The 22,176-nt window shown below is 71.8% G+C and carries 22 protein-coding genes; 9 read left to right on the plus strand and 13 right to left on the minus strand.

Features of this window, described 5'->3' with window-relative positions:
• Positions 1-24: 24 nt before the first annotated feature.
• Both SM611_RS26370 and SM611_RS26375 read right to left on the minus strand, forming a co-directional pair.
• Positions 25-654, minus strand: coding sequence for a nucleotidyl cyclase domain-containing protein (locus SM611_RS26370; protein ID WP_371952686.1), 630 nt, complete (start codon positions 652-654; stop codon positions 25-27).
• A gap of 380 nt (positions 655-1,034) precedes the next feature.
• Entirely contained in the window at positions 1,035-1,997 is a 963-nt protein-coding gene (locus SM611_RS26375; protein ID WP_371952688.1) for a hypothetical protein, read from the minus strand.
• 204 nt (positions 1,998-2,201) lie between these two features.
• Here SM611_RS26375 and SM611_RS26380 point away from each other — a divergent pair, with 204 nt between their 5' ends.
• The gene (locus SM611_RS26380) at positions 2,202-3,242 is read left to right on the plus strand and encodes a hypothetical protein (RefSeq protein ID WP_371952690.1); all 1,041 of its coding nucleotides are present in this window, start codon (positions 2,202-2,204) and stop codon (positions 3,240-3,242) included.
• A 42-nt stretch (positions 3,243-3,284) separates the two neighbouring features.
• Here SM611_RS26380 and SM611_RS26385 read toward each other — a convergent pair whose 3' ends face one another.
• Positions 3,285-3,476, minus strand: coding sequence for a DUF6243 family protein (locus SM611_RS26385; RefSeq protein ID WP_371952692.1), 192 nt, complete (start codon positions 3,474-3,476; stop codon positions 3,285-3,287).
• 247 nt (positions 3,477-3,723) lie between these two features.
• On the opposite strand from SM611_RS26385, the gene SM611_RS26390 reads away from it, so the two are divergent.
• The gene (locus SM611_RS26390; RefSeq protein ID WP_371952693.1) at positions 3,724-4,830 is read left to right on the plus strand and encodes a quinone-dependent dihydroorotate dehydrogenase; all 1,107 of its coding nucleotides are present in this window, start codon (positions 3,724-3,726) and stop codon (positions 4,828-4,830) included.
• Here SM611_RS26390 and SM611_RS26395 read toward each other — a convergent pair.
• The 4 genes from SM611_RS26395 to SM611_RS26410 form a co-directional block, all read right to left on the minus strand.
• Positions 4,827-6,275, minus strand: a complete 1,449-nt coding sequence (locus tag SM611_RS26395) for a DUF7059 domain-containing protein (protein ID WP_371952694.1) — start codon at positions 6,273-6,275, stop codon at positions 4,827-4,829. The genes SM611_RS26390 and SM611_RS26395 overlap by 4 nt on opposite strands.
• A 40-nt stretch (positions 6,276-6,315) precedes the next feature.
• Complete coding sequence (locus tag SM611_RS26400) at positions 6,316-7,140, minus strand: N-acetylmuramoyl-L-alanine amidase (RefSeq protein ID WP_371952695.1); 825 nt, start codon at positions 7,138-7,140, stop codon at positions 6,316-6,318.
• A gap of 101 nt (positions 7,141-7,241) precedes the next feature.
• Complete coding sequence (locus SM611_RS26405; protein ID WP_371952697.1) at positions 7,242-7,478, minus strand: hypothetical protein; 237 nt, start codon at positions 7,476-7,478, stop codon at positions 7,242-7,244.
• A gap of 327 nt (positions 7,479-7,805) precedes the next feature.
• Positions 7,806-8,807 (minus strand): LacI family DNA-binding transcriptional regulator, encoded by a 1,002-nt coding sequence (locus SM611_RS26410; RefSeq protein WP_371952699.1) that lies wholly within the window; start codon positions 8,805-8,807, stop codon positions 7,806-7,808.
• A gap of 379 nt (positions 8,808-9,186) precedes the next feature.
• On the opposite strand from SM611_RS26410, the gene SM611_RS26415 reads away from it, so the two are divergent.
• A complete protein-coding gene (locus SM611_RS26415; RefSeq protein ID WP_371952701.1) occupies positions 9,187-9,876 on the plus strand; it encodes a TetR/AcrR family transcriptional regulator in 690 nt (229 codons plus the stop codon).
• A gap of 248 nt (positions 9,877-10,124) precedes the next feature.
• Here SM611_RS26415 and bldC read toward each other — a convergent pair whose 3' ends face one another.
• Entirely contained in the window at positions 10,125-10,328 is a 204-nt protein-coding gene (bldC, locus tag SM611_RS26420) for a developmental transcriptional regulator BldC (protein WP_012850682.1), read from the minus strand.
• A gap of 274 nt (positions 10,329-10,602) precedes the next feature.
• Entirely contained in the window at positions 10,603-11,523 is a 921-nt protein-coding gene (locus SM611_RS26425; protein WP_504230285.1) for a DUF8083 family protein, read from the minus strand.
• 81 nt (positions 11,524-11,604) lie between these two features.
• Between SM611_RS26425 and SM611_RS26430 the strand changes: the two genes are divergently transcribed.
• Both SM611_RS26430 and SM611_RS26435 read left to right on the plus strand, forming a co-directional pair.
• The gene (locus SM611_RS26430) at positions 11,605-12,687 is read left to right on the plus strand and encodes a Leu/Phe/Val dehydrogenase (RefSeq protein WP_371952704.1); all 1,083 of its coding nucleotides are present in this window, start codon (positions 11,605-11,607) and stop codon (positions 12,685-12,687) included.
• A 323-nt stretch (positions 12,688-13,010) separates the two neighbouring features.
• Complete coding sequence (locus tag SM611_RS26435; protein ID WP_176404772.1) at positions 13,011-13,217, plus strand: DUF3073 domain-containing protein; 207 nt, start codon at positions 13,011-13,013, stop codon at positions 13,215-13,217.
• Positions 13,218-13,453: 236 nt separating this feature from the next.
• Here the strand turns inward: SM611_RS26435 and purM are convergent, their stop codons facing one another.
• Together purM and purF are read right to left on the minus strand one after the other, a co-directional pair.
• A complete protein-coding gene (gene purM, locus SM611_RS26440) occupies positions 13,454-14,479 on the minus strand; it encodes a phosphoribosylformylglycinamidine cyclo-ligase (RefSeq protein ID WP_371952705.1) in 1,026 nt (341 codons plus the stop codon).
• Positions 14,476-15,930 (minus strand): amidophosphoribosyltransferase, encoded by a 1,455-nt coding sequence (gene purF / locus SM611_RS26445; RefSeq protein WP_371952707.1) that lies wholly within the window; start codon positions 15,928-15,930, stop codon positions 14,476-14,478. Before purF ends, purM begins: the two co-directional genes overlap by 4 nt.
• A 127-nt stretch (positions 15,931-16,057) precedes the next feature.
• Here purF and SM611_RS26450 point away from each other — a divergent pair, with 127 nt between their 5' ends.
• A complete protein-coding gene (locus SM611_RS26450; RefSeq protein WP_371952709.1) occupies positions 16,058-16,507 on the plus strand; it encodes a hypothetical protein in 450 nt (149 codons plus the stop codon).
• Here SM611_RS26450 and SM611_RS26455 read toward each other — a convergent pair.
• Both SM611_RS26455 and SM611_RS26460 read right to left on the minus strand, forming a co-directional pair.
• On the minus strand, positions 16,459-17,085 hold the full coding sequence (locus tag SM611_RS26455; protein WP_371952711.1) for a LamG domain-containing protein: 627 nt from the start codon (positions 17,083-17,085) through the stop codon (positions 16,459-16,461). The two genes, SM611_RS26450 and SM611_RS26455, sit on opposite strands and share 49 nt — an antisense overlap.
• A gap of 43 nt (positions 17,086-17,128) precedes the next feature.
• Complete coding sequence (locus SM611_RS26460) at positions 17,129-17,569, minus strand: sterol carrier family protein (RefSeq protein WP_371952730.1); 441 nt, start codon at positions 17,567-17,569, stop codon at positions 17,129-17,131.
• A 139-nt stretch (positions 17,570-17,708) separates the two neighbouring features.
• On the opposite strand from SM611_RS26460, the gene SM611_RS26465 reads away from it, so the two are divergent.
• The 3 genes from SM611_RS26465 (at position 17,709) to SM611_RS26475 (ending at position 22,053) form a co-directional block, all read left to right on the plus strand.
• Positions 17,709-19,574, plus strand: a complete 1,866-nt coding sequence (locus tag SM611_RS26465; protein WP_371952712.1) for a serine/threonine protein kinase — start codon at positions 17,709-17,711, stop codon at positions 19,572-19,574.
• Between the two features lie 167 nt (positions 19,575-19,741).
• Positions 19,742-20,905, plus strand: coding sequence for a S8 family peptidase (locus SM611_RS26470; RefSeq protein WP_371952713.1), 1,164 nt, complete (start codon positions 19,742-19,744; stop codon positions 20,903-20,905).
• 245 nt (positions 20,906-21,150) lie between these two features.
• A complete protein-coding gene (locus SM611_RS26475) occupies positions 21,151-22,053 on the plus strand; it encodes a coiled-coil domain-containing protein (RefSeq protein WP_371952714.1) in 903 nt (300 codons plus the stop codon).
• The last annotated feature ends 123 nt before the right edge of the window (positions 22,054-22,176 follow it).

The raw sequence follows: 22,176 nt of genomic DNA on the forward strand, positions 1-22,176 counted from the left end.
GCAGGGGACGAGCCGTCCGGTCCCTCAGGCGTGGCAGGGGTCATGCAGCCAGCCCGCGTACGGAACTCCCTTGATGACCGCCCTGACCTGCCGGAAGAGCGTCGGCGGGAGCGCGCAGAGCCCGCTGGCCACGACATCGTGGAAGATCAGTTCGGAGACGATGAGCGCCACGTTCCGCTCGGGATGCCCGTCCAGGTAGCAGCGCACCGGGCGGGCGTCGAGCAGGCGGCTGACGATGACCGGCGCGTGCCCGGCCGGTCCCAGCACCGCCGGCCATCCGATGATCAGCGCGCCGTGGTGGAGCGCGAGCCGCACCCGCACGCGTCGTCCGGGCGGGCCGCCCCGCTCCAGGGGCGCGAGCGCGCGTTCGAGCGCGGGCGCGAAGACGCCGACGACGGTGACGATGTCGGCGTCGTCCGGCAGCACCGCCAGGACACCGTCCCCCGCGACCTGCTGCGACCAGGCGCCGCAGTCGAGTCCGGCGGCCGCCGCCGCCCGCTCCATTGCGTCCAGCAGATCGAGTTGGGCGGTCACCTGCATCCGCGGTGTGCGAAGGCTGTAGCCCTGGATGTCGACGGCGAGCAGCAGCCGGAACGTCAGCCGGACGTCCACCGGACGCTCCGCCGCCTGCGGCTCTGGGACGGATGTCGGCACGACCGTCATGATGCCCTCATCTCGCGCACGGCCCTGGACGGGCTTCCCGGCCTGACCGGGGTTGCCTTCATGATGGCACCCGGGAAAGCATTACTGAAGCCGTCGAAATGGCCGTGGAAAGCAGAATGCCAGGTGGCGGTCAGCGATCCGCCGTATCGCAACGAAGCAGACTGTAGCAGGCGCGTTCAAGTAGAGGCGAAACGCCTGTCGGCCGCTTTCTCTCCGCCTGTCTTCTGGCTTTCTGCAACATGGCAGAACGGCACATATGGGCGATCTTCCCGATCCGCTACATTCTTATTCCCGGACGCGAAGAAGGCGCGGAGGGATCGCGGACCCCGACCGACCCGCGAGCCCTCCGCGCCTTCGTCTTCGCGGGCGGGCTAGTAGCCGCCGCCCGAGCCGCCGTCGTCACCGGTACCGGTGCCGGTGGCGGCCGCCTTCTTGCCGGTGGGGGTGGTCGCCCACCAGACCCCGCCGACGCCCTGGCCGTTCGTGTCGCCGGGCTGCAGGTCCTTCTCGTAGTAGTACATGGGCCAGCCGTTGATGGTGAGCTGGCACTTGCCGTCGTCCTTGCGCTCGATGAAGTTGACGACCTTTCTGCTGACGCCTTCGAGCTTCAGTTTCTTCCACCCCTTGAAGGTGGCCGGGGGCCATGCCTTCTTGCAGGAGCCGAAGCAGTTGGTGGTCGGCGGCTTGTTGGTGTCCTTGTCGAAGCGGTAGAGGGTCCGGCCGTTGCCGTCGGTCAGGATGAGGCCGAGCTTCGGGTCGTTCTTCGCCTTGATGACCGTCCAGCCCTTCCAGCGGTTGTCGGTCTTGACCGGGGCGGCCTTCTTGCCCGTGGGGGCCGCGGCGAACCAGGTGCCGCCGACGCCCTGCCCCTTCACGTCGCCGGGGCTCTGGTCCTTGGCGAACCGGTACAGCGGCCAGCCGTCGAGCGTGACCTGCCACGTTCCGTCCGGGCGCTTCACCTTGCCGACGAGCGACTGCTGGACGCCCTGGACCTTGGTGTCACCCGTGCCGGCCAGCGCCGGCGGCCACGCCTTCGCGCACGCGTCCGCGCAGGTGGACGCGGGCGGACGGGCGGTGTCGTTGTCGAACCGGTACAGCGTCCGGCCCTCGCCGTCGGTGACGACCTTGCCGAGCTTGGTGACGCTGGCGACCTCCAGCGCGGTCGGCGGGGCGGCGGGCACGGCGGGCGCGGCGGCGGGCGGTGCGGCCTGCGCCTGCGTGCCCGCGGCGGTGTTCTGCTTCCCCCCGGCCCGCTCCTGACCGCAGGCGCTCAGCACCAGTCCCGAGGCGGCGAGGGCGGCCGCGGCGGGGATCACCCAGCGTGGGAATTTCATGTGGTTGTCCTCCAGGTCGTCAGGGCCCCGGCTCCGTCCGGGTCCCCTACGTCGATCGAGGACGAGCTGCCGCACCGCTCTCCCGGATCGACGAGCAGTACGGTGAAGGCCGCGGAACGGGTTCAACCCCCCGGAACCGGATGCCCGCCCGCCGAGTCGGATGCATGCGGCGGATACCGCCGTACCGGGACAGGGAAGGCGAACGTGACCACCGGCAACGACTCGGTCGACCTCACCAAGGGACGGCCCCCGGCGCGTCCCGGGCCCGCGTGGATCGTCGTCCCGGCCCGGATCGTCGCGCTGGTCGTCGTCGTGCCGCTCCGGCTCTGCTGGGACCTGGCCGTGCTGACCGCCAGGGGCGTCCGGGCGGGATGGAACGCTCTCATGCGCGCGCCGGGGCGGTTCGCCCGGTTCCTCGGGCGGATGCTGCGCGGCGCCTGGCTGGCGCTGTACCGGTGGGTGCTCGCCCCGATCGGACGGCTGCTGGCCGCCGTCGGGCACGGTATCGGCGCGCTGCTCGACGTCGTCCTCGTGCGGCCGCTGCGCTGGCTCGCCGTCGTCGTGATCCTCGGCTTCCTGCGCTGGTTCGGACGCGGGACCGGGCGGCTGGCCCGGTGGCTCCACCGCGTCCTGATCGCCCCGATCGGCCGGTTCGCCGCGCTGCTCGGACGCGGCCTCGGGTGGCTGCTCGGGCTCCTCGTGGTCCTGCCCGCCGTGCTGCTGTGGCGGTACGTGCTGCGTCCGCCGCTGCTCGGGATCGCCTGGCTCGCCCGTGTCGTGTGGGCCGGCGTCACCTGGCTGGGGCGCGGCACGCTCACCGTCCTCGGCGCGATCGGCGCCGTGCTCGCGTCCGGCTGGCGCGCGTTCGCGGCGGCGGTCGCCTGGTCATGGCGGCTGGCCGGGCGCTGCCTGGCCCGGCTGGGACGCGTACTGATCGTCGTGCCCGCGCGAGCCGTGTGGCGGTACGCCCTGGCGCCGGTCGTCGCCGGGGCCGCCGGGACGTGGCGGCTCGCCGCCCGGGTCCTGCGGTGGCTGTGGCGGACGCTCGTCGTCGCGCCGGTCCGGGTGCTGGTCGTCCTGCCGGCGCGCTGGGTGAGGGCGAACGTCCTGCGCCCGGTGGGGCACGGCATCCGCGGGACGTGGCGGGTCACGGTGCGCGACCCGCTCCGCTCCGTCCGGCGGACGATGCGCGAGGCGGCGCGCGACGTCCGCCTCACGCTCCGCCGCACGTTCCGCGGAAAGTGAACCGCGCCGGCCTCCATGTAGGGGCCGGCGCGGCTCTCGGTTCTATTCCTCGTTATCGGCGGCGCGCCGCTCGGCACGCTCGCGCATCTTCCTCAGGAGCTCCTTCTTCGCGGCGACCGGATCGGTTCCGCCGCCGGACGCCTGCGCCCGCCCGCCGCGCAACTCGCCGCGCGACAGGTTCCGGCGCTGGCCGCCGACCCCGAGCATCCGGTTTCGGCCACGGCCCTTGGACATGTGCTTCTCCCGTTCGGCTGGGTGTGGTCGTGCTCGCTTGCACCCAGGTCCGACCGCGCGGGAGCGTGCTGCTCAGACGCGAATCGCGTCCCGGCCGGACCCGCCGGCGGGACGGTCGCGGTACACGCGCTGCGGAGTGGGCCACCATGCGGTGGCGTCGCCGTTGATGAGCATGCGGCCAGGCTAGGCGCGGCTTCCCGGTGCCCTCAACGGGTTTTCGCCGGGGCGGCCTGAGATACTCGCGGTGATGTATCGACTCCTGTTCTCACTGGTCATCGCGCGCGTCCCGGCGGAGACCGCCCATCACCTGACCCTGCGGGCCCTGCGCGCGATCCAGGCCGTGCCCGGGGCGGCCCCGCTGCTGCGCCGCCTGCTCGCGCCCCGCGACCCGGCGCTCGCCGTGCACGCGCTCGGGCTGGACTTCCCCAGCCCGCTCGGCCTCGCCGCCGGGTTCGACAAGGACGCCGTCGCCTACGAGGCGCTCGCCGCGTTCGGGTTCGGCCACGTCGAGATCGGGACGGTGACCGGGCGCCCGCAGCCCGGCAACCCGCGCCCCCGGCTGTTCCGGCTTCCACCCGACCGGGCGGTCATCAACCGGATGGGCTTCAACAACGAGGGCTCCGAGGCCGCCGCGCGGCGGCTGCGCGAGCGCCGCCCCGGCACGATCGTCGGCGTCAACATCGGCAAGACGAAGGTCGTCCCGGAGGCGTCCGCCGCCGCCGACTACGTGGCGAGCGCCGAGCGGCTCGCCCCGCACGCCGACTACCTCGTCGTCAACGTCAGCTCGCCCAACACGCCCGGCCTGCGGAACCTCCAGGCCGTCGAGCATCTCCGCCCGCTGCTGACCGCCGTCCGCGAGGCCGCCGACCGGGTGACGGACCGGCGCGTCCCGCTGCTCGTCAAGATCGCGCCGGACCTGGCGGACGACGACATCGACGCGGTCGCCGACCTCGCCCTCGACCTCGGCCTGGACGGCGTCATCGCGACCAACACCACCATCGCCCGGGACGCCCTGCTCAGCCCGCCCGCCCTGGTCAAGGAGACCGGCGGGCTGTCCGGGGCGCCGCTGAAGGAGCGGTCGCTGGACGTCCTGCGCCGGCTCCGCGCCCGCACCGGCGGACGGCTCGCGCTCATCTCCGTCGGCGGCGTCGAGTCGGCCGACGACGTGTGGGAACGCGTCCGCGCGGGCGCGACCCTCGTCCAGGGCTACACCGGCATGATCTACGGCGGCCCGCTCTGGGCGCACCGCGTCAACCGCGGCCTCTCCCGCCGCCTGCGCGCGAGCGCCTTCCGCACCCTCGACGAGGCCCGCCGCGGCCGAGCGTCCTCGGGCCCGCGCTCCTCGTCGGCCTAGCTGAAGAAGCCGTCCGCGATCAGCTCCGGCAGGACGACGTCGGCGTGCGCGCGGACCTGCCCCGGTTCCATGCCGGTGAGCTGCGCGATGGCGTCGAGCAGGGGCTCCGGCGGCAGCGTGCCGTCGCACACCCCGGCGAGGCCGGCCTCGACCGTCCCGACCCCGGCCGCGCGGCGCAGCCGCCCCGTCTGCCGGAGCACGATGCGCTCCGGGTCCTCGGCGCCGGGCGGGCCCACCTGTTCCTGGACGAGCCCGTCCGCCGCCGCCAGCACTTGTCCACACCCTGTGGAAAACTCCGCGCCCTTGCGGAACCCGTCCAGCACGTCATCGACGTAAGCGCCGACGGGCTCCTCGACGGCGTGCCGCAACTCCTCCACCCGGACCGCCGGACGCTCGCTCCGCCGCAACGTGATCCACCCGAATCCGATGCCGGTGACGCCCTGCCGCTCGAAGAAGTCGAGCCACTCCTCGTACCGGGACCGGTACCCGGGCGTCCCGGCCTCGCAGGAGTCCCGCAGCCACAGTTCGGCGTACTCGGCCGGATCCTGGACGTCCCGCTGGACGATCCAGGCGTCGCACCCGTCCACCCAGGCGCCGACGCGCTCCTCCCACGGAACCCCGTCGATGTGGAGCCAATTGGCCAGGAGCTGGCAATATCCGCCGTCGTTCAGGTACGCCGGCGCCTCCCGGACGAGCGACCGGCAGAAGTCGTCCCCCGCCATCCCGGACTCCCGGTAGGTGAACCGCCGCCCGCCCGGCGCCACCACGAACGGCGGATTCGACACGATCAGGTCGAACCGCCGCCCCCGGACGGGTTCCAGCAGGGGCCCCTGGAGAAGCTCGGCGCCCGCCACGCCCGACAGCTCGAAGCTCATCGCCGCCAGCTCCAGCGCCCGCGGATTGACGTCCGTCGCCGTGACGCGCGCCGACGGATTCCGGGCGGCCAGATGCACCGCCTGGACGCCGCACCCCGTCCCGAGATCGAGCACGTTGTCCACAGCCCTGTGGACAACCAGGCGCGCCAGGTTCCCGGACGCCCCGCCCGCCCCCAGCACATGATCGTCGGCCGGGACGCCCGCGCCCGGCCGGTGCTTCAGGTCGGACACGACATACCCGACGTGCCCCTCCCCGGCGACGCCCTCGACCGGCTCGACCCGCAGCAGCGCCCGCAACTCCCCACCGGACACCTCGGCGAGCCCGGACGCGACCAGTGCGTCCGGCTCGATCGCGGACGCCGGCACCGCGCCCACCGGCACGGGCACCTGCAACCAGAACAACCGGGTCAGCACCTCGACCGGCGACCCGCCCCGCGTGGCGCGCATCGCCGGCACGATCTCGTCCCGCGCGAGCGCCCCGCCCGCGACGTCCCCGAGAAGCTCCCGCACCCCGCCGACCGTGTAACCGGCCCCGAACAGCACCTCACGCACCCGAGAAAGCCCACTCACCCGCCCATCCTCCCGCAGACGGCCGGCCGGGGACGGGGGGTCAACCCAGGTAGGTTTCGAAGCCCTTCGCCAGGGACTCGGCGATGCGCTGGCGGAACGCGGCGCTGGACAGTTTCGCCGCGTCGGACTGGTTCTGCATGTTGCCGCACTCGATGAAGACCTTGGGAACCGCCGACATGTTGAGGCCGCCCAGGTCGTCGCGGCGGTCGATGGCGTTCTTGCCCAGGTAGTTGGAGTACGGGAGCCCGGTGCCCTCGTGGTAGGCGTCGCGCAGGGCCTTGCCGAGCCTCGCCGAGCCGGACACCATCTCGGCGTTCCGGCCGATGGAGACCGGCTCGATGATGTGGAAGCCGTGGCCGGAGGCGGCGGCGCCGTCGGCATGGATGGAGACGGCGGCGTCGGCCTTGAGCCGGTTGCCGACGGCCGCGCGCTCGGTGATGCAGGGGCCGACGCCCTTGTCGTCCTGGCGGGTCAGCGCGACCTTGGCGCCCTTGGCGCGCAGCAGCTTCGCGAGCCGGTTCGAGACGTCCCAGGTGAAGGCGTGCTCGGCATAACCGGCCTTCGTCTCGGTGCCGGTGGTGTCGCACTCCTTGCTGCCGTTGCCGATCTTGACCTGCTTGCTGATCTCGGACGGGTGGTCGGCGTTCCCGCCGTTGTGCCCCGGGTCGAGGACGACGACCTTGCCGTCCAGCGAGGACCTGTCCCCCTTCGCGGACGACGGAGTCCGGGCGCGCTCCGAGGCCGAGGCCGTCGGCGGGTTCGCGGCCTCACCCGCGACCGCGCCGGAGGAGTCGTCGCACGCGGCGAGGGCGCCGAGGCACAGCGCGAGACCGACGACCGCCGGGCCGCCTCGATGGATGCGCACAGGCCGATTCCTCCGTGATGACTTCGTTACCGGGACCCTGACAGTCTGCACGGCCGCGGAGCTTCGTCAAACGGAGTCCGGGAAATCGGGAGTCCGGCGGATCAGCGGAGCGGGTCCTCCTTGCCGAGCAGCGCGGCCAGGGCGCGCGCCTCCTCGGCGTCCAGGCCGAGGACGACGCGGGGCCGCCCCCACGGGTGGTCGATCGAATGGGCCACGTAGCTGGCGACGGACTCCGACACCTGCTCGGCCAGGCCGCGGGCGTGCCGCCACTCCGACCACGCCCGCTCCAATTCGCTCGCCGCGCGCTGCGCGCACGACACCAGTTCCGGATCACGCACGGGCTCATCCCCCCGGTGGAGTCTCTCTGGGTCCAACGGGGCTCGTCCGGGCGGCCTCTCCCGAGGCCGCCCGGCTCCACCCGACGGACGGTGGGTCCCATTAACCCGCCGGCGGCGGGCCGGCGGCGGGTTAATGCGGCAGGCTTGGCCAGCCCCTTACCCGGCGAACACCGGTTCCTGGAACGATCGACCGCCGCCCTACCCCGGCCATAACCGGCCACGGGCGCGGCCTCACCGGCCGGGGCTACGCGTTCGTGCGGGAGCTTCTCTAGGCGGGGGGACGCGCCTTCCGGTCACCGGAGGCCGCCGGTCACCGAGGGCGGCGGGTCACGGGGCGGGAGCGGGCCCCGTGGTCGAGCGCACCACCAGGTGCGGGACGACCAGGTTCTGCCGGGCGTGCCGGGACGGGTCGCCGATGCGCGCGGTCAGCAGCTCGGCGGCCACCCGTCCCATGTCGCGGCGTGGCTGGTCCACACTGGTCAGCGAGATGTGCCGGATCGCGGCGAGATGGGTGTTGTCGTACCCGACGATCGACAGGTCGGCGGGCACCCGCATGCCGAGCTCGTCGGCGGCCGAGAGGGCGCCGGTCGCGACCAGGTCGTTGGGAGCGAAGATCGCGGTGGGACGGTCGGCGCGGCGCAGCAGGGCGCACGCGGCGCGGTAGCCGCCGTCCTCGGTGAAGTCGCCGGGCTCGACGACGATCTCGGCGGCGAGCCCGTGCCGGTGCATCGCCTTCTCGTAGCCGGCGCGGCGGTAGCGCGCGGTGGTGGAGCGCGCTCCCTCGATGTGCGCGATGCGGCGGTGCCCGTGCTCGACGAGGTGGTCCACGGCCAGGCTGGCGCCGAGTTCGTCGTCGTCCACCACGATGTCGACGCCGTGCACGTCGCGCTCGCCGACGACCACCACGGGGACGCTGGCCGCCGCCTCCTTGAGCGACTCGGGGACGACGCTGAGCAGCACCAGGCCGTCCACCCGCATCTCCAGGAACGCCTCGACCGCCTCGGCCTCGAACAGCGGGTCCCAGCGGCCGCTGCCGACCAGCATCCGCAGTCCCTCGCCGTGCAGGCTCTCCTGCAGCCCGTCGAGGAACTCGGCGAAGAACGGGTTGTGCAGGTCGGCGACGATCGCGCCGATCAGCCGGGTGCGGCCCTCGACGAGGCTGCGCGCGACGGCGTTCGGCCGGTAGCCGAGCTCGCGGGCGGCCTGCAGGACGGCCTGCCGCCGGCGCTCGCTCACGTGCGGCGACCCCCGCATCACCAGCGAGACGAGCGACTTGGAGACGCCGGCGCGCTCGGCGACGTTGCGGATCGTCGGTTTCGGCGCCGGCACCGCCCTCCCCTCCTCGGACGCGGCGGGAGAGGATCCGCTGCGCGGGCGGGGCACCGCGTCCTCTCCCCGCCTGTCGTGCGGGGGAATCGGTTCATCAGCTGACATGGCACTCCGTCCGGGGGGACCTGCAGGACCTGCCGCGACGACGCGCCGTTCGCGGACCGGCGCGCCGTCCTCCGCTCGGGAGGAGATGCCATGATGCCGCGCCTTCCCCTCATATCGTCGCAACAGGGAGTAACGGGCATACGCCAATGGTGGTTCAGGCCTGTGGTGTTCCGGATCACAACCGTGTCCGCGGCCGATCACGACCCGGTGAAAAGCCCGCCCCGGCCATGGTCGGCGGGGACTGCCGCACGCCCGGCTCGGATACGCTGCCCAGGTGGGAGATCGTGCGATGGCCGGCGGCAAGGCGCGGAGCCGGCAGAGCGGCGGACGGGGCCGTCGCCGGCTCAGCGTGGACGAACGGCGGGACGAGCTGATCGATGCGGCGCTGCAGCTGTTCAGCACGCGCTCACCCGAGGACATCTCGATCGACGACGTCGCGGCCGCGGCTGGCGCCTCCCGCGCCCTCGTCTACCACTACTTCGGCGGCAAGTACGAGTTGTACATCGCGGCGCTCGGCAGCGCGGCGAAGAAGCTGTCCGTGCTGCTCGAACCGCCCACCGAGGGCAAGCCGATGGAGCGCCTGCGCATCTCGCTGCAGCGGTACTTCGACTTCGTGGAGACGCACGCGGCGGGCTACACGGCCCTGCTGCGCGGCGGCCCGGCCGACCGGTCGGGCGAGGCGGGCGAGATCGTCGACGGCATCCGGCGGCTGCTGCTGGACCGGATCCTGCACTCGCTGGACATCGAGGTCCCGCCGCCGATCCTGCGCATCACGCTGCGTTGCTGGATGGCGGTCGTGGAGACCGCCGGGCTGGACTGGCTGGAGAACCGGGACGTGGCGCGCGCCGACCTGGAGCGCCTGCTCGTCGACCAGCTGGTGGTCATCATGCAGACGGCCGGACGGCACGACCCGGGCACCGGCGCCCTGTTCGACCGCCTCTCCCAGGAGGAGTTGAGCAAGTAACCGCTGGGGCCGCCGGGGCTGGTGTCCGATTGTGGACGATTGAGTGTTGGGTGTCCGAAATTACGTGCAGGCCAGATCCCGCCCGCCGGTGGGCGGGCGGGATACCGGCCGAACCGTGATCGGCTCGGGACCCACGGTTCTCGGATGACCGTGGTCCCGGCCGTTCGCCAGGAGACCTCCGGACCGGCCCTCGCGCGCGAGGTCGTCCAGCGGCCTCCCGGCCGTCCCCCCTTGCGTTGCCGTGCGCGTTACTCCGAGCGCTGCTGCGGGATGCCGGCGAGCAGCGCCCGCACCTCCGCCTCGCGGTAGCGACGGTGCCCTCCGAGCGTCCGGATGGACGTGAGCTTCCCCGCCTTCGCCCACCGCGTGACGGTCTTGGGGTCGACGCGGAACATCGTCGCCACCTCCGCCGGCGTCAGCAGGGGCTCGGCCTCTGGCGTACGTGCTGACATGTTTGCGGCCTCTCCTCCGTGGACCGATGACAGCGATCCTGCGATTGATCCTCGCGTGGTCACTGATGTCCCCTATGGCCCGAAAGAGCCACTATGACATCACAACGTGTAACCTTGCCACCACTCAGCGCAACAAGCAAGTTCCTGGCGGTAGTTGCGTGCAAACATCCCCGCGGCCGCGGGGTGCCGCACCTGAGCGATGCGCAACTGGGTCACGCTGCGTGATTCTAGCGATACGTATAGTCGTATCGCGCGCGGATTCGGGAAATTTGTTTTAGTTCGCCGCCTCGAGCGCCCGGACGGGCCGCCAGCGGGCCAGGAGGCGCTTGTACATCGCCACGGTCAGTTCGGCCTCGCCGCGCTCCATCCCGGTCAGCGCCACGGTCATCTCGGCGACCGACTCGTCCGCGCGCAGGGCCCGGTCGTCCAGCAGGTGGACGAGCCCGCCGTAGTCGAGCTCCACCAGGGCGCGCGCGTGGAACTCGCCCAGCCACCGGCCGAGCGTCTCCAGCCGTCCGGCCGACAGGAGGTAGACCTCGTCCGTCCCGTCGCCGAGGTTCGCGCGCACCACCGGGAGCGCCGCCGCCACCCGGCGGCGCGCCTCGCCCATCGAGGTGACGTAGCTGAGGGTGCGCGCGGGCGCGGCCGTCGCCGGGCCGTGGCCCGCGATCTCCTCGGGCGCGTCGTCGGACTTGCGGTAGCCCGTCCCCGGCGTGCCCAGCATCAGGCACCGCTCGCCGCGCGCGAACGGCACGAACCAGTCCAGCGGGATGTGCCAGGTGCTCGTCAGGATGTGCGGCCGCAGCGGACGGCCCGCGTGCTTCCACCGCTCGAAGTCGCCCATCACGCGCTCCGCCACCGGCGGCGGGACGAACGCCGCCGCGACACCGGCGGCGTGCTCGTTCCTGAACCGCTCGAAGGCCAGCCACGAGCGCAGCCGCGTCCCCCACGGGCACACGTAGACCATGTCGTCGAGGCGGCGGATGTAGGCGTCCCGGCTCTCACGCTCCGGGACGACCTCGGGCGGCGTGCCGGTCAGCCTGAGCGCGGCCTCGCGGTGTTCCACGCCGAGCGCGTGGATCCGCCGCGGGCGGCGCCTGGAGTCGGCGTAGACCGTCCACAGGGTTCGCGCAGGTTCCGGGAAGGCGGTCACCGGTTCATAAATCCGTAGGTAGGCGGCGTACGGAAGCACCACCGAATCGTGACACGAGATCAGGGCGGACGTGGTCCATCCCGCGCCCTAGTCTGATCTCGAGACAGAGAGGAGGGCACTACCGTGCCTAATGTCTTCGGGGCGCCCCACAAGGGCACCGAACCCCGACACGAGCAGGTCGTCTTCTGCCAGGACGAGGCCAGCGGCCTGCGCGCCATCATCGCCATCTACTCCACCGCGCTCGGCCCGTCCCTCGGAGGCACCCGCTTCTTCCCCTACGGCACCGAGGAGGAGGCGCTCGCCGATGTGCTGAACCTGTCCCGGGGCATGGCCTACAAGAACGCCCTGGCCGGGCTCGACCTCGGCGGCGGCAAGGCCGTCATCATCGGCGACCCCGCCATCGACAAGTCCGAGGCGATGCTGAGGGCGTACGGGCGCTTCGTCCAGTCGCTGAACGGCCGCTACTACACGGCGTGCGACGTCGGGACCTTCAGCGAGGACATGGACGTCGTGGCGCGCGAGTGCCGCTTCGTCACCGGGCGGACGGTCGCGCACGGCGGCGCCGGCGACTCCTCCATCCTCACGGCGTTCGGCGTCTTCCAGGGCATGCGCGCCGCGGCCGAGACCATGTGGGGCGCGCCCAGCCTGCGCGGCAGGCGGGTCGGGGTTGAGGGCGTCGGGAAGGTCGGCCACCGGCTGGTGGAGCACCTGCGCGAGGACGGCGCGGACGTCGTCGTCTGCGACGTGAACGAGGCCGCGGTCGACCGGGTCCGGTCACTGCACCCGGAGGTGGAGGTCGTCGCGGATGCCGACGCGATGGTCCGCGCGGACCTCGACGTGTACGCGCCGTGCGCCCTCGGCGGCTCCCTCAACGACGACAGCGTGCCCGTGCTCCAGGCCAAAATCGTCTGCGGCGCCGCGAACAACCAGCTCGCCCACACGGGCGTCGAGAAGAGCCTCGCCGACCGCGGCGTCCTGTACGCGCCGGACTACGTGGTCAACTCCGGCGGTGTGATCCAGGTCGCGGACGAGATCGAGGGCTTCAACTTCGACCGCGCCAAGGCACGGGCCTCCGGCATCTACGACACCACCCGGAAGATCTTCCAGCTGGCCGCCGACGACGGCGTCCCGCCGGCGGTCGCCGCCGACCGCCTCGCGGAGCGCCGGATGACCGAGATCGGCAGATTGCGGGGAATCCTCCTCTGACGCGGCCCACCGGTCGAGGACGGGACAATCCGGACGGTGCCCTTCCTAGACCCGTTTAGACCGTTGCAAGACCGTTGCAAGGGCCGCCGCGGGGAACCGCTCGACCGTCCCACGGCGGCCTTCGCACGTACTCGTGACCACCGGATACACTGTTGTTATCAGCAACAGGGGCGCCGCCACGTACCGTCGATGTACCGAGCCAGACGCAAAACGGGTACGGTTGTACCCGTGACTGACGCATGGCTCATCAGGCACCGGTTCGTGTGGTACACGCGCGCGTTGATGGGCCCACGAAAGCCCTGACCATCGAGGGGGTCGAGCCAATGGGTCGCGGCCGAGCCAAGGCCAAGCAGGTGAAGGTTGCCCGGCAGCTCAAGTACAACACCGGCAACACGGACCTCGACCGCCTGAAGGACGAACTGGGAGTCCCGGACTCCGGCGACGACTCGTATGACGAGCTCGCCGAGAAGTACGCCGACTACGCCGATGACTACGGCACGGAGCCCCGCAAGGACGGCACCTCCGGTTGATCGGCTGACAGCACGCCACTGCCCGCCAACGGGCAGTGGCGTTTGTCGTGACTTCTGCATGTTCGCTGCGGTCTTCCCTCATGGGGGTGTGTGGGTCATGGTCTCTGCCAGCCGCCGAGAGAGCCTCTAAGGCGCCTTCGGCGGCTTGTGCTTCCCAGGTGACGTATGGGGCTGAGCGGCGCTCAACGGCTCTCTCAGCCCTTCACGTGGTGGTTCCGGACGTTTGGACCCCGCGGCTAGGCGAAGGCGGCGTGACCGGTGCCCGCGGTGACCTCACCGAGGGCCCAGGCGGGGACGCCGCGAGAGCTCAGCAGGCGGAGCGCCGCGTCGGCGGCGTCCGGGCTCACGATCGCGGCCATCCCGACGCCCAGGTTGAACGTCTTGTCCATCTCGGGCTGCGGCACGCCGCCGTGCGCCTGCAGGACGCGGAACAGGGGCGGGACCTCCCATGACGAGCGGTCCAGCACCGCGTCCGCGGTCGGCGGCAGCGAGCGGGCCAGGTTCGCCGCGAGCCCGCCGCCGGTGATGTGCGCGAAGGCGCGCACCCCGCCGGCCTGGGTCAGCGCCAGGCAGTCCCTGGTGTAGATCCGCGTCGGAGTGAGAAGTTCCTCACCCAGCGGACGGTCGAGTTCGGCGGGCGCGGACTCAAGGGTCAGATCCGTCGTGGCCAGGATGTGGCGGACGAGCGAGTACCCGTTCGAGTGGATGCCGGAAGAGGCCATGGCGAGGACGACGTCGCCCGCCCGGACACGGTCCGGGCCGAGGATCTCGTCGGCCTCCACGACGCCCGTTCCCGCGCCGGCGAGGTCGAACTCGTCCGCCTCCAGGAGGCCGGGGTGCTCGGCGGTCTCGCCGCCGACGAGGGCGCATCCGGCCAGGGCGCAGGCGTCCGCGATGCCGCCGACGATGTCGGCGATCCGCTCCGGGACGACCTTCCCGCAGGCGATGTAGTCGGTCATGAACAGCGGCTCGGCCCCGCACACGGCGAGGTCGTCGATGACCATGCCGACCAGGTCGTGCCCGACCGTGTCGTAGACGCCGAGACGCCGCGCCAGGTCGACCTTGGTGCCGACGCCGTCCGTGGACGTCGCGAGCAGGGGACGCCTGTACTTCAGGAACGCGGAGGCGTCGAAAAGGCCCGCGAACCCGCTGACGTCGTCGACGACCTCGGGGCGCCGCGAACGGGCCACCCGGGACTTCATCAACTCCACGGCGCGCTCGCCCGCCGCGATGTCGACACCGGCGGCCTCATAGGACGTCACCGGCCGACCTCCAGCAGGTGCTTGCCGCGGGCGTCCTGGTCCACCGGGATGGGGTAGACGCCGTCGAAGCACGCCCGGCACAGGTTGTCCTTGGCGATGTGCGAGGCGGAGATGAGCTCGTCCAGGGAGATGAAGCCGAGCGAGTCGGCGCCGATGGAGTCGCGGATCTCCTCCACCGACAGGTTCCCGGCGATCAGCTCGGCGCGGGTCGCGAAGTCGATGCCGTAGAAGCAGGGCCACGCGACGGGCGGGCTGGAGATGCGCACGTGCACCTCGGCGGCGCCCGCGTCCCGCAGCATGCCCACGATCGCGCGCTGGGTGTTGCCGCGCACGATGGAGTCGTCCACCACGACGAGCCGCTTGCCCTCGATCGCCTCGCGCAGGGGGTTCAGCTTCAGGCGGATGCCGAGCTGCCGGATCGTCTGGGTCGGCTGGATGAACGTCCGCCCGACGTAGGAGTTCTTCACCAGGCCCTGGCCGTAGGGGATGCCGGACGCCTCCGCGTAGCCGATCGCGGCCGGGGTGCCCGACTCGGGCGTCGGGATGACCATGTCGGCCTCGACGGGGTGCTCGCGTGCCAGCCGGCGCCCGACCTCGACGCGGGTGGCCTGGACGCTGCGCCCGGCGATCGTCGTGTCGGGCCGCGCCAGGTACACGTACTCGAACAGGCAGCCCTTGGGGCGCGCCTCGGCGAACCGCTCGGACCGGACGCCCTCGCCGTCGATCGCGACCATCTCGCCGGGCTCGATCTCCCGGACGAAGCGGGCGCCGACGATGTCGAGCCCGGCCGTCTCGGACGCGACCACCCAGCCGCCGGCCTCCAGGGCGCCGAGCACGAGCGGCCGGACGCCTTCGGGGTCGCGGGCGGCGTACAGGGTGTCCTCGTCCATGAAGACGAGTGAGTACGCGCCGCGCGTGACCGGGAGGATCTCGCGTGCCGCGGCCATGGGGCCGCCCTCGCCGTGGTGGGCGAGCAGCGCCGTCAGGACCTCGGTGTCGGTCGTGGCGGTCAGCACGGCGGGGTCCAGCAGGGCGGCGAGCTCGGGAGTGTTGATCAGGTTGCCGTTGTGGACGAGCGCGAGCCCGCCCGCGTCGGTCGACCGGAACGTGGGCTGGGCGTTCTCCCACGTAGGCGATCCGGTCGTGGAGTAGCGGCAGTGGCCGACGGCGATGTGGCCGCGCAGCGTGTTCAGGACCGACTCGTCGAAGACCTGGGCGACGAGGCCCATGTCCTTGAACACGACGATGCGGGAGCCGTCGCTGACGGCGATGCCCGCCGACTCCTGGCCGCGGTGCTGGAGAGCGTAGAGGCCGTAGTAGGTGAGCTTGCTCACTTCGGCTCGCGACGCCTGGTCGGCTGGGACCCAGACGCCGAAGACCCCGCAGGCGTCCTGCGGAGCGCGGTCGGTGGGATCGATGTCGTGGCTCAGACGTCCGTCACGGAGAGGCACGCCAATCAGTCTAGATGCCGGGTTCACCTGCTCCGATCGGCGGCATGTCTTAACGGACCTTTACTCCCCCGAACCACGGGCATCACGCGGTGCGCAGGAATCTGGGGACGACACGTGGAGGGGACGCATGACACTGCCGGGATACCAGACCTACGCGCCGCCCGCACCGCCCCGGCGGAGCGGTCTGGCGAGGGCCTCGCAGGTGCTCGGAGTGGCCGGACTGGCGGGTCTCGTGCTCTGCCTTGCGGGCATGGTCCCCGCTCTGGTGGGCCTCGTCCTGGGCGCGGTCTCCCTCGTTCGCCGCGACCCCGATCGGCGTCCCGCCGTGGTGGGGGTCACATGTTCCGCCCTGGCGCTCCTCATCGGCGCGGGCCTGCTCTTCTGGCTGCTGAGCAAGGCCGCGCGGTGCGGGGACGAGGCGCGGTACCCCGACGAGGCGTCGCGCAGGGGCTGCGTCGAGCGCGAGTTCCCCTTCGCGCAGGCGAACACCCATCCGGCCGCTCTCGTGCCGGTCAGCGCGGCCGGCGTTCACTCGGCCAGGGCGCTGACGGCGTCCTCGTTGAGCGCCGACGCGTAGACGCGGAAGTCGTCCATCAGGCCGCCGAACCCCGGCTTGGTGGGTTCGCTGCCCAGGTAGATGGGTCCGGCCGGTGTGACGACGGGGTGTTCGAGCGGGACGGTCACATCCCGCTTGCCGTCGATGTAGAGGGACATCCCCTGGGTGTTCACGACGAAGGCGACATGGACCCACGCCCCCAACTCCAGTCTGGTGCGGCTGTCGACGTAGTCGGGGCCCTTGACCGTGAACAACTGCACGCGCAGCCTCATCGCGTCCGGATACAGCCATAGCCCGAGGCCGCGCGCGTCGTTCTCGCCGACCGGCTTGTAGACGAGGCTGCGCCACTCGCCCGTCGGCGGCTCCGCCACCTGGACGAAGAACGCCAGGCTGAACCCGAACACCTGGCTCAGGACGAGTTGGGGGACGGCGGGTATCACGGCGCGGTCGTGCCCGCTGAGCGACAGCGCCTCCCCGTCCCGGCCGGGGACGATCCCGGCGGTCTCGTCCAGTTCGGCCGCGGGACCGGCACCGGTCGCGTCCGCGACCCGGCGGCCGTCCACGGTGTCGACGTCGAACGTCCAATGCGCGATCAGCACGGGATCACCTCCAGCAAGGCGGATACTCCCGCACGGCGGCGTCTCAGTCGATGGGCAGGGGAAGATGGGCCGACAGATCCGCCCGCGCGCCGCTGGCGCGGACCCGCCCGTCGGCGACCGCGTCGGCCCAGGCCAACCGGCCCGTGGCCAGCGCGATCCAGGTCGGGGCGTCCATCTCGACCACATTCGGTGGCGTTCCACGGGTATGGTGCGGGCCGTCGATGCACTGAACGGCGGCGTGCGGAGGGACCCGGACCTCCACCGAACGACCGGGAGCCAGTTCGGCGAGCCGGTCGAGCAGGAACCGCACCGCCCCCTTGACCACCGGACGAGACGGCTCGGCCCCTTCGGCCGAGGCGCCGAGGACGGTGTCCAGGGCCGCGCGACGGAGCGCGGCGGGCTCGTCCGCACCGGTGTGGGGCGGCAGGCCGAGCACGGCGCGCTGCTCGTTCAGGACGGCGAGAGAAAGCGGAGTTCGCGGCATCGCGGACGACGCTACCCGGTCGGTCACGTCCACCGCCTGCCCGCGCAGGCGGTACAAAGGACCCCGGTGCCAGGCATGGGGGAGTGAGTTGGACGGGGAGCCGGGGACGCGGTCCCCGGAGGACACGGAGGTTCGTCAGATGCCCGAGGCGCTGCCCCTGCAGCCGGGTGACCCGCGAAGACTCGGCTCGTTCGAGATCACGGGCCGGCTCGGCGTCGGTGAGCAGGGCGCCGTCTTCCTCGGCCGCGACCCGTCCGGCGGCAGCGTCGCCGTGAAGGTCCTGCACGTGCGGCTCAGCGGCGAGCCCATCGCCAGGTCGCGGTTCACCGGCGCGTTCGCCGCCGCCCGGAAGGTCTCCGGGTTCGGGACGGCCGCGATCCTCGCCGCCGACGTGGACGGCGACCGTCCCTACGTGGTGAGCGAGTGGGTGGACGGGCCGTCCCTCCAGCGGCTCGTGGACGAGGAGGGCCCGCGCGGCGGCGCCGTCGTCGAGCGCCTCGCCGTCGGTATGGCCGTCGCCCTCGCGGCCGTCCATCGCGCGGGTGCGCTTCATCACAATCTGAAGCCCGGGAACGTCCTGCTGGGCCGGGACGGGCCCAGGATGAGCGACTTCGGCATCGCGCGGGCCTTGGAGGCCGTGAACGTGGCCTTCACGGGCCACATCACCGAGGATCCGTCGTACAAGGCCCCGGAGCAGCTGAGCGGCATGGGCATCGGCCCCGCCGCCGACGTGTTCGCCTGGGCGTCGACCCTCCTGTTCGCCGCGACGGGCAGGCGGCCGTTCGGCGAGGGAACGCCGCACGAGGTGATGCAGCGCATCGTCTACGACGAGGCGGACCTCTCGGGAGTGCCCGACGCGCTGCGCGAGGTGCTCGCGAGCGCTTTGGCCAAGAAGCCCGCGCAGCGTCCTACGGCTCCGCAGGTTCTCGAACGGCTGCTGAGCCCCGGCAGCCCGCTGCCCGGCCGCATGCCGCCGTCGATGGTGGAGGAGGGGCTCGCGCTGGCTTCGGGCCGTGCCGCCCAGCCGGGCGTCCCGCCGGCGGTGCCCCTGGTGCGTTCTCCCATGGGGGCCCCGCCGCGTCCCATGGGGGACGTGCCGATGCCGGGCCCCGTCTCCGCCATGCCGCCCGCTCCGCCGCCGTCCGGCCCGCCGGGGCCGCCGCAGGGGGACGCGTCGCCGTCCGCCCCCCTCCTCGGGAAGCTCTCGCGGACCCGCCGGACCCGCCGGAACGACCCCGAGCCCGCGCCGGAGCCGCTTGCCGACCTGGATCCGGCGGCCTTCGAGGCGACCGCGACGTTCGACGCGGTCGCCCCGGACCTCCCGCCCGGCTACGGCCGCGAGGAACAGCCCGCCGAACCGGATCAGACCGCGAGGTTCGACGCCGTCGGCCCCGACCCGACGGCCACGTTCGACGCGGTCGGCTTGCACGACCACCCGAACATGACCGAACCCCACCTCATCCCGGGGCTCGGCCACGGGCGGGACGACGGCGGGCGCGGTTCCTCGCCCCGGTCGTCCATCGCGCGGATGCGGCGCCCCGGCAACCACGTGCTCGGCGTCGCGCTTTCACTGTTCATCGGCGTCGGCGTCGGCATCGCCATCATCGCGCTGGTGCTGTGGCCCCAACTCAAGGGCGACGACGGAGCGCCACCGGACAGCACCCAGGCGTCCAACAACCGTCCGGTGACGACGATCCCGGCCTCCTTTGCGGGGACGTGGAAGGGAACTCTGGTCAACACCAACCGCAATGTGTCCTTCCCCGCGGAGGTCACGTTCGATGCGGGCGGCACCACTGCGCAGGCGGTATATCCGCGCGAGAAGTGCACCGGCACCCTGACGTTGACCAGGGGCACCGAAAGCGCCCTGAAGATGAACCTGGCCATTGGCAAGCCGTGCACGAGCGGGACCGTCGAGATCACGCGCCAGCCGGACGGGACGCTGCAGTACACGTGGACCCGCCCGGGAACGAGCCTCGGCTACGGGGGCCGCCTCAACCGCGCCTGACCCGCACCCGAAACGCCGCGAAACGCGGCCTCCAGGTAGCCACATGTGGCACCAAGTCCAATTTGTCACCTCAAATCAGGACAGTTCCGCTAAGGTTCCCTCGATCGAAATCATCGATCTTGTGACGGGGCCCGCCGCGCGCGGTCCCCCCGGCAGAAGGAGAGGCCTTGCGGGCTGTCCACCGAAGGCTGCTGCTCGCCGGCGCGGTCGCGACCTGCCTCGGCGCCGCCGCGACGCTCCCCGTGCTCGCCGACGACTCCTCGTCCCTGGTGCGGGTGACGGCGGCGCAGGGCACCCCCGTGCCCGGCCAGTACATCGTCACGCTGAAGACCGGAGCGTCCACCGACGCCGCCGCCAGGAAGGCCGGCGCGACCGGGGTCAAGCGCTTCGACGGGGTGCTGAACGGCTTCGCCGCCAAGCTGACCGGCGACCAGCTGGAGAAGCTGCGCCACGACGACCGCGTCGCCGCGATCGAGCAGGACCAGATCGTCAAGACGACCACGACCCAGAAGTACCCGCTCCCCTGGGGCCTGGACCGGATCGACCAGCGGTCCGCGAAGCTCTCGAAGACGTACTACTACAACTCGTCCGGAAGCGGCGTCAACGCCTACGTCATCGACACCGGCCTCGACGTCACGCACGACGACTTCGGGGGCCGCGCCTCCATCGCCTGGGCGGCGAGCCGCTTCGGCGGCGACGGCCGTGACTGCAACGGCCACGGAACTCACGTCGCGGGCATCATCGGCTCCAAGACCTACGGCGCCGCCAAGTCCGTGAACCTGCGGGCGCTCCGCGTCCTCGACTGCGAGGGCTCCGGCTACATGTCGGACATCGTCGACGCCGCCAACTGGCTGCGCACCAACGCCGTCAAGCCGGCCGTCGCGAACCTGTCGGTCGGCGGGCCGGCGTCCTCGGCGGTGAACACCGCGGTGATGAACCTGTCCAAGTCCGGTGTGTTCGTCTCCGTGGCCGCGGGCAACGACAACAAGGACGCCTGCAAGTTCTCGCCCTCCGGCGCGAGCTGGGTCATGACGGTCGGCGCGACCACCGCGTACGACAACCGCGCGACGTTCTCCAACTGGGGCAAGTGCGTCGACATCAACGCCCCCGGCTACGGCATCTGGTCCACCTGGCCCGGAGGCGGCGCCCAGAAGCTCAGCGGGACGTCCATGGCCGCCCCGTACGTGAGCGGCGTCGCGGCGCTCTACCTGTCCACCCACAAGACGGCCACCTTCCCGACGGTGCAGAAGTGGCTGAACGACAACTCCACGCACAGCCTCAAGCGGCTGCGCTCGCAGGCCAACCGGCTCGTCTACAAGGGCACGCTGTGAGACCTGTCACGTAAGATGGCCCGGCTCCCAGCAAGGGAGCCGGGCTTCTCGCGTACCACGCCGTCCCACCTGATCCATGGGTCTACCCTTGGCGAGGCTGACGGTTCTTTAGCACCCATTGACCTACGGGCCACCGGACGTCCGTACCTACGGCCATGACGAGAGGAGAACTCGTGGAGACCCCCGCCTCCACTTGTCGGCCTAGCGCGCGCCGGCGAGGTGGACGACGTGCCGCCGCGGCTCTCGTGGCCATCGCCGCGGCGCTGCCCCTGATCGGCACGGCGACCCCGTCCGCCAGCGCGGCGCCACCCGTCTCCGCCCCCATGGACCCGGGCGACAGCGCCAAGTTCGCCAAGCTGAACCGCCAGATCGCGAGGCTCGACAAGGAGTACGGCGGCGACCTCGCCAAGCTGCGGGACGCCCAGTACGCCGCGCAGAAGGCGCTGAGCAAGTCCAACGAGCTCCAGAGGGACCTCGTCGAGGCCCGCAACCTCGTCGCGCAGCTCGCCGCGACCCAGTACATGACCGGCGGGGAGGACCCCACCGTCACGTTCATGGCCGACGCGAACCCGAGCGAGCTGCTCAGCAACGCCACCCTGGTCAGCCACCTCGCGCAGAACAAGGCCGCGAAGGTCGCGCAGATCCAGAAGCTCGTCAACGACCAGCTCGCGGCCCGCAAGAAGGCCCAGCAGAAGATGGCGGAGCTGAAGAAGGAGATCACGGACCTGAAGGGCCGCAAGGCCCAGATCCAGCAGCTCGTCAAGAAGTACAAGCCCGAGTCGCCCAGCATCGGCATGGGCGGCGTCACGCCCCGCATGCTCAAGGTGAAGAACACCCTCGACCTGGAGACGGGCCCCTTCCCCACGATCGGCTGCGTCCGGCACACCGGCGACCCGCAGGACCACGGCACCGGCCACGCCTGCGACTTCATGGTCACGACCGGCGGCGTGATGGCGAGCGGCAGCGCGCAAGCCCTGGGCGACCGCACCGCCCAGTACGCCATCTCGCACGCCAGTGCCCTCGGCATCAAGTACGTCATCTGGCGCCAGCGCATCTACGACATGCGCAGCCCCGGCTGGCGCACCATGGAGAACCGCGGCGGCGTCACCGCCAACCACTACGACCACGTCCACGTCTCGGTCTTCTAGTAAGGGGACGAATAGCATCTGATGAGCTATTCGCACGCTTGAAGAAGGCGTTTGAGCTGGTCGTTCACTTGTAGGGGCGACGTACGCCGAGTTCGTCGTATGCGGCTGCAGGTGGCTGTCTAC

This window comes from Actinomadura monticuli, from assembly GCF_041463655.1.
Lineage (GTDB): Bacteria > Actinomycetota > Actinomycetes > Streptosporangiales > Streptosporangiaceae > Spirillospora > Spirillospora monticuli.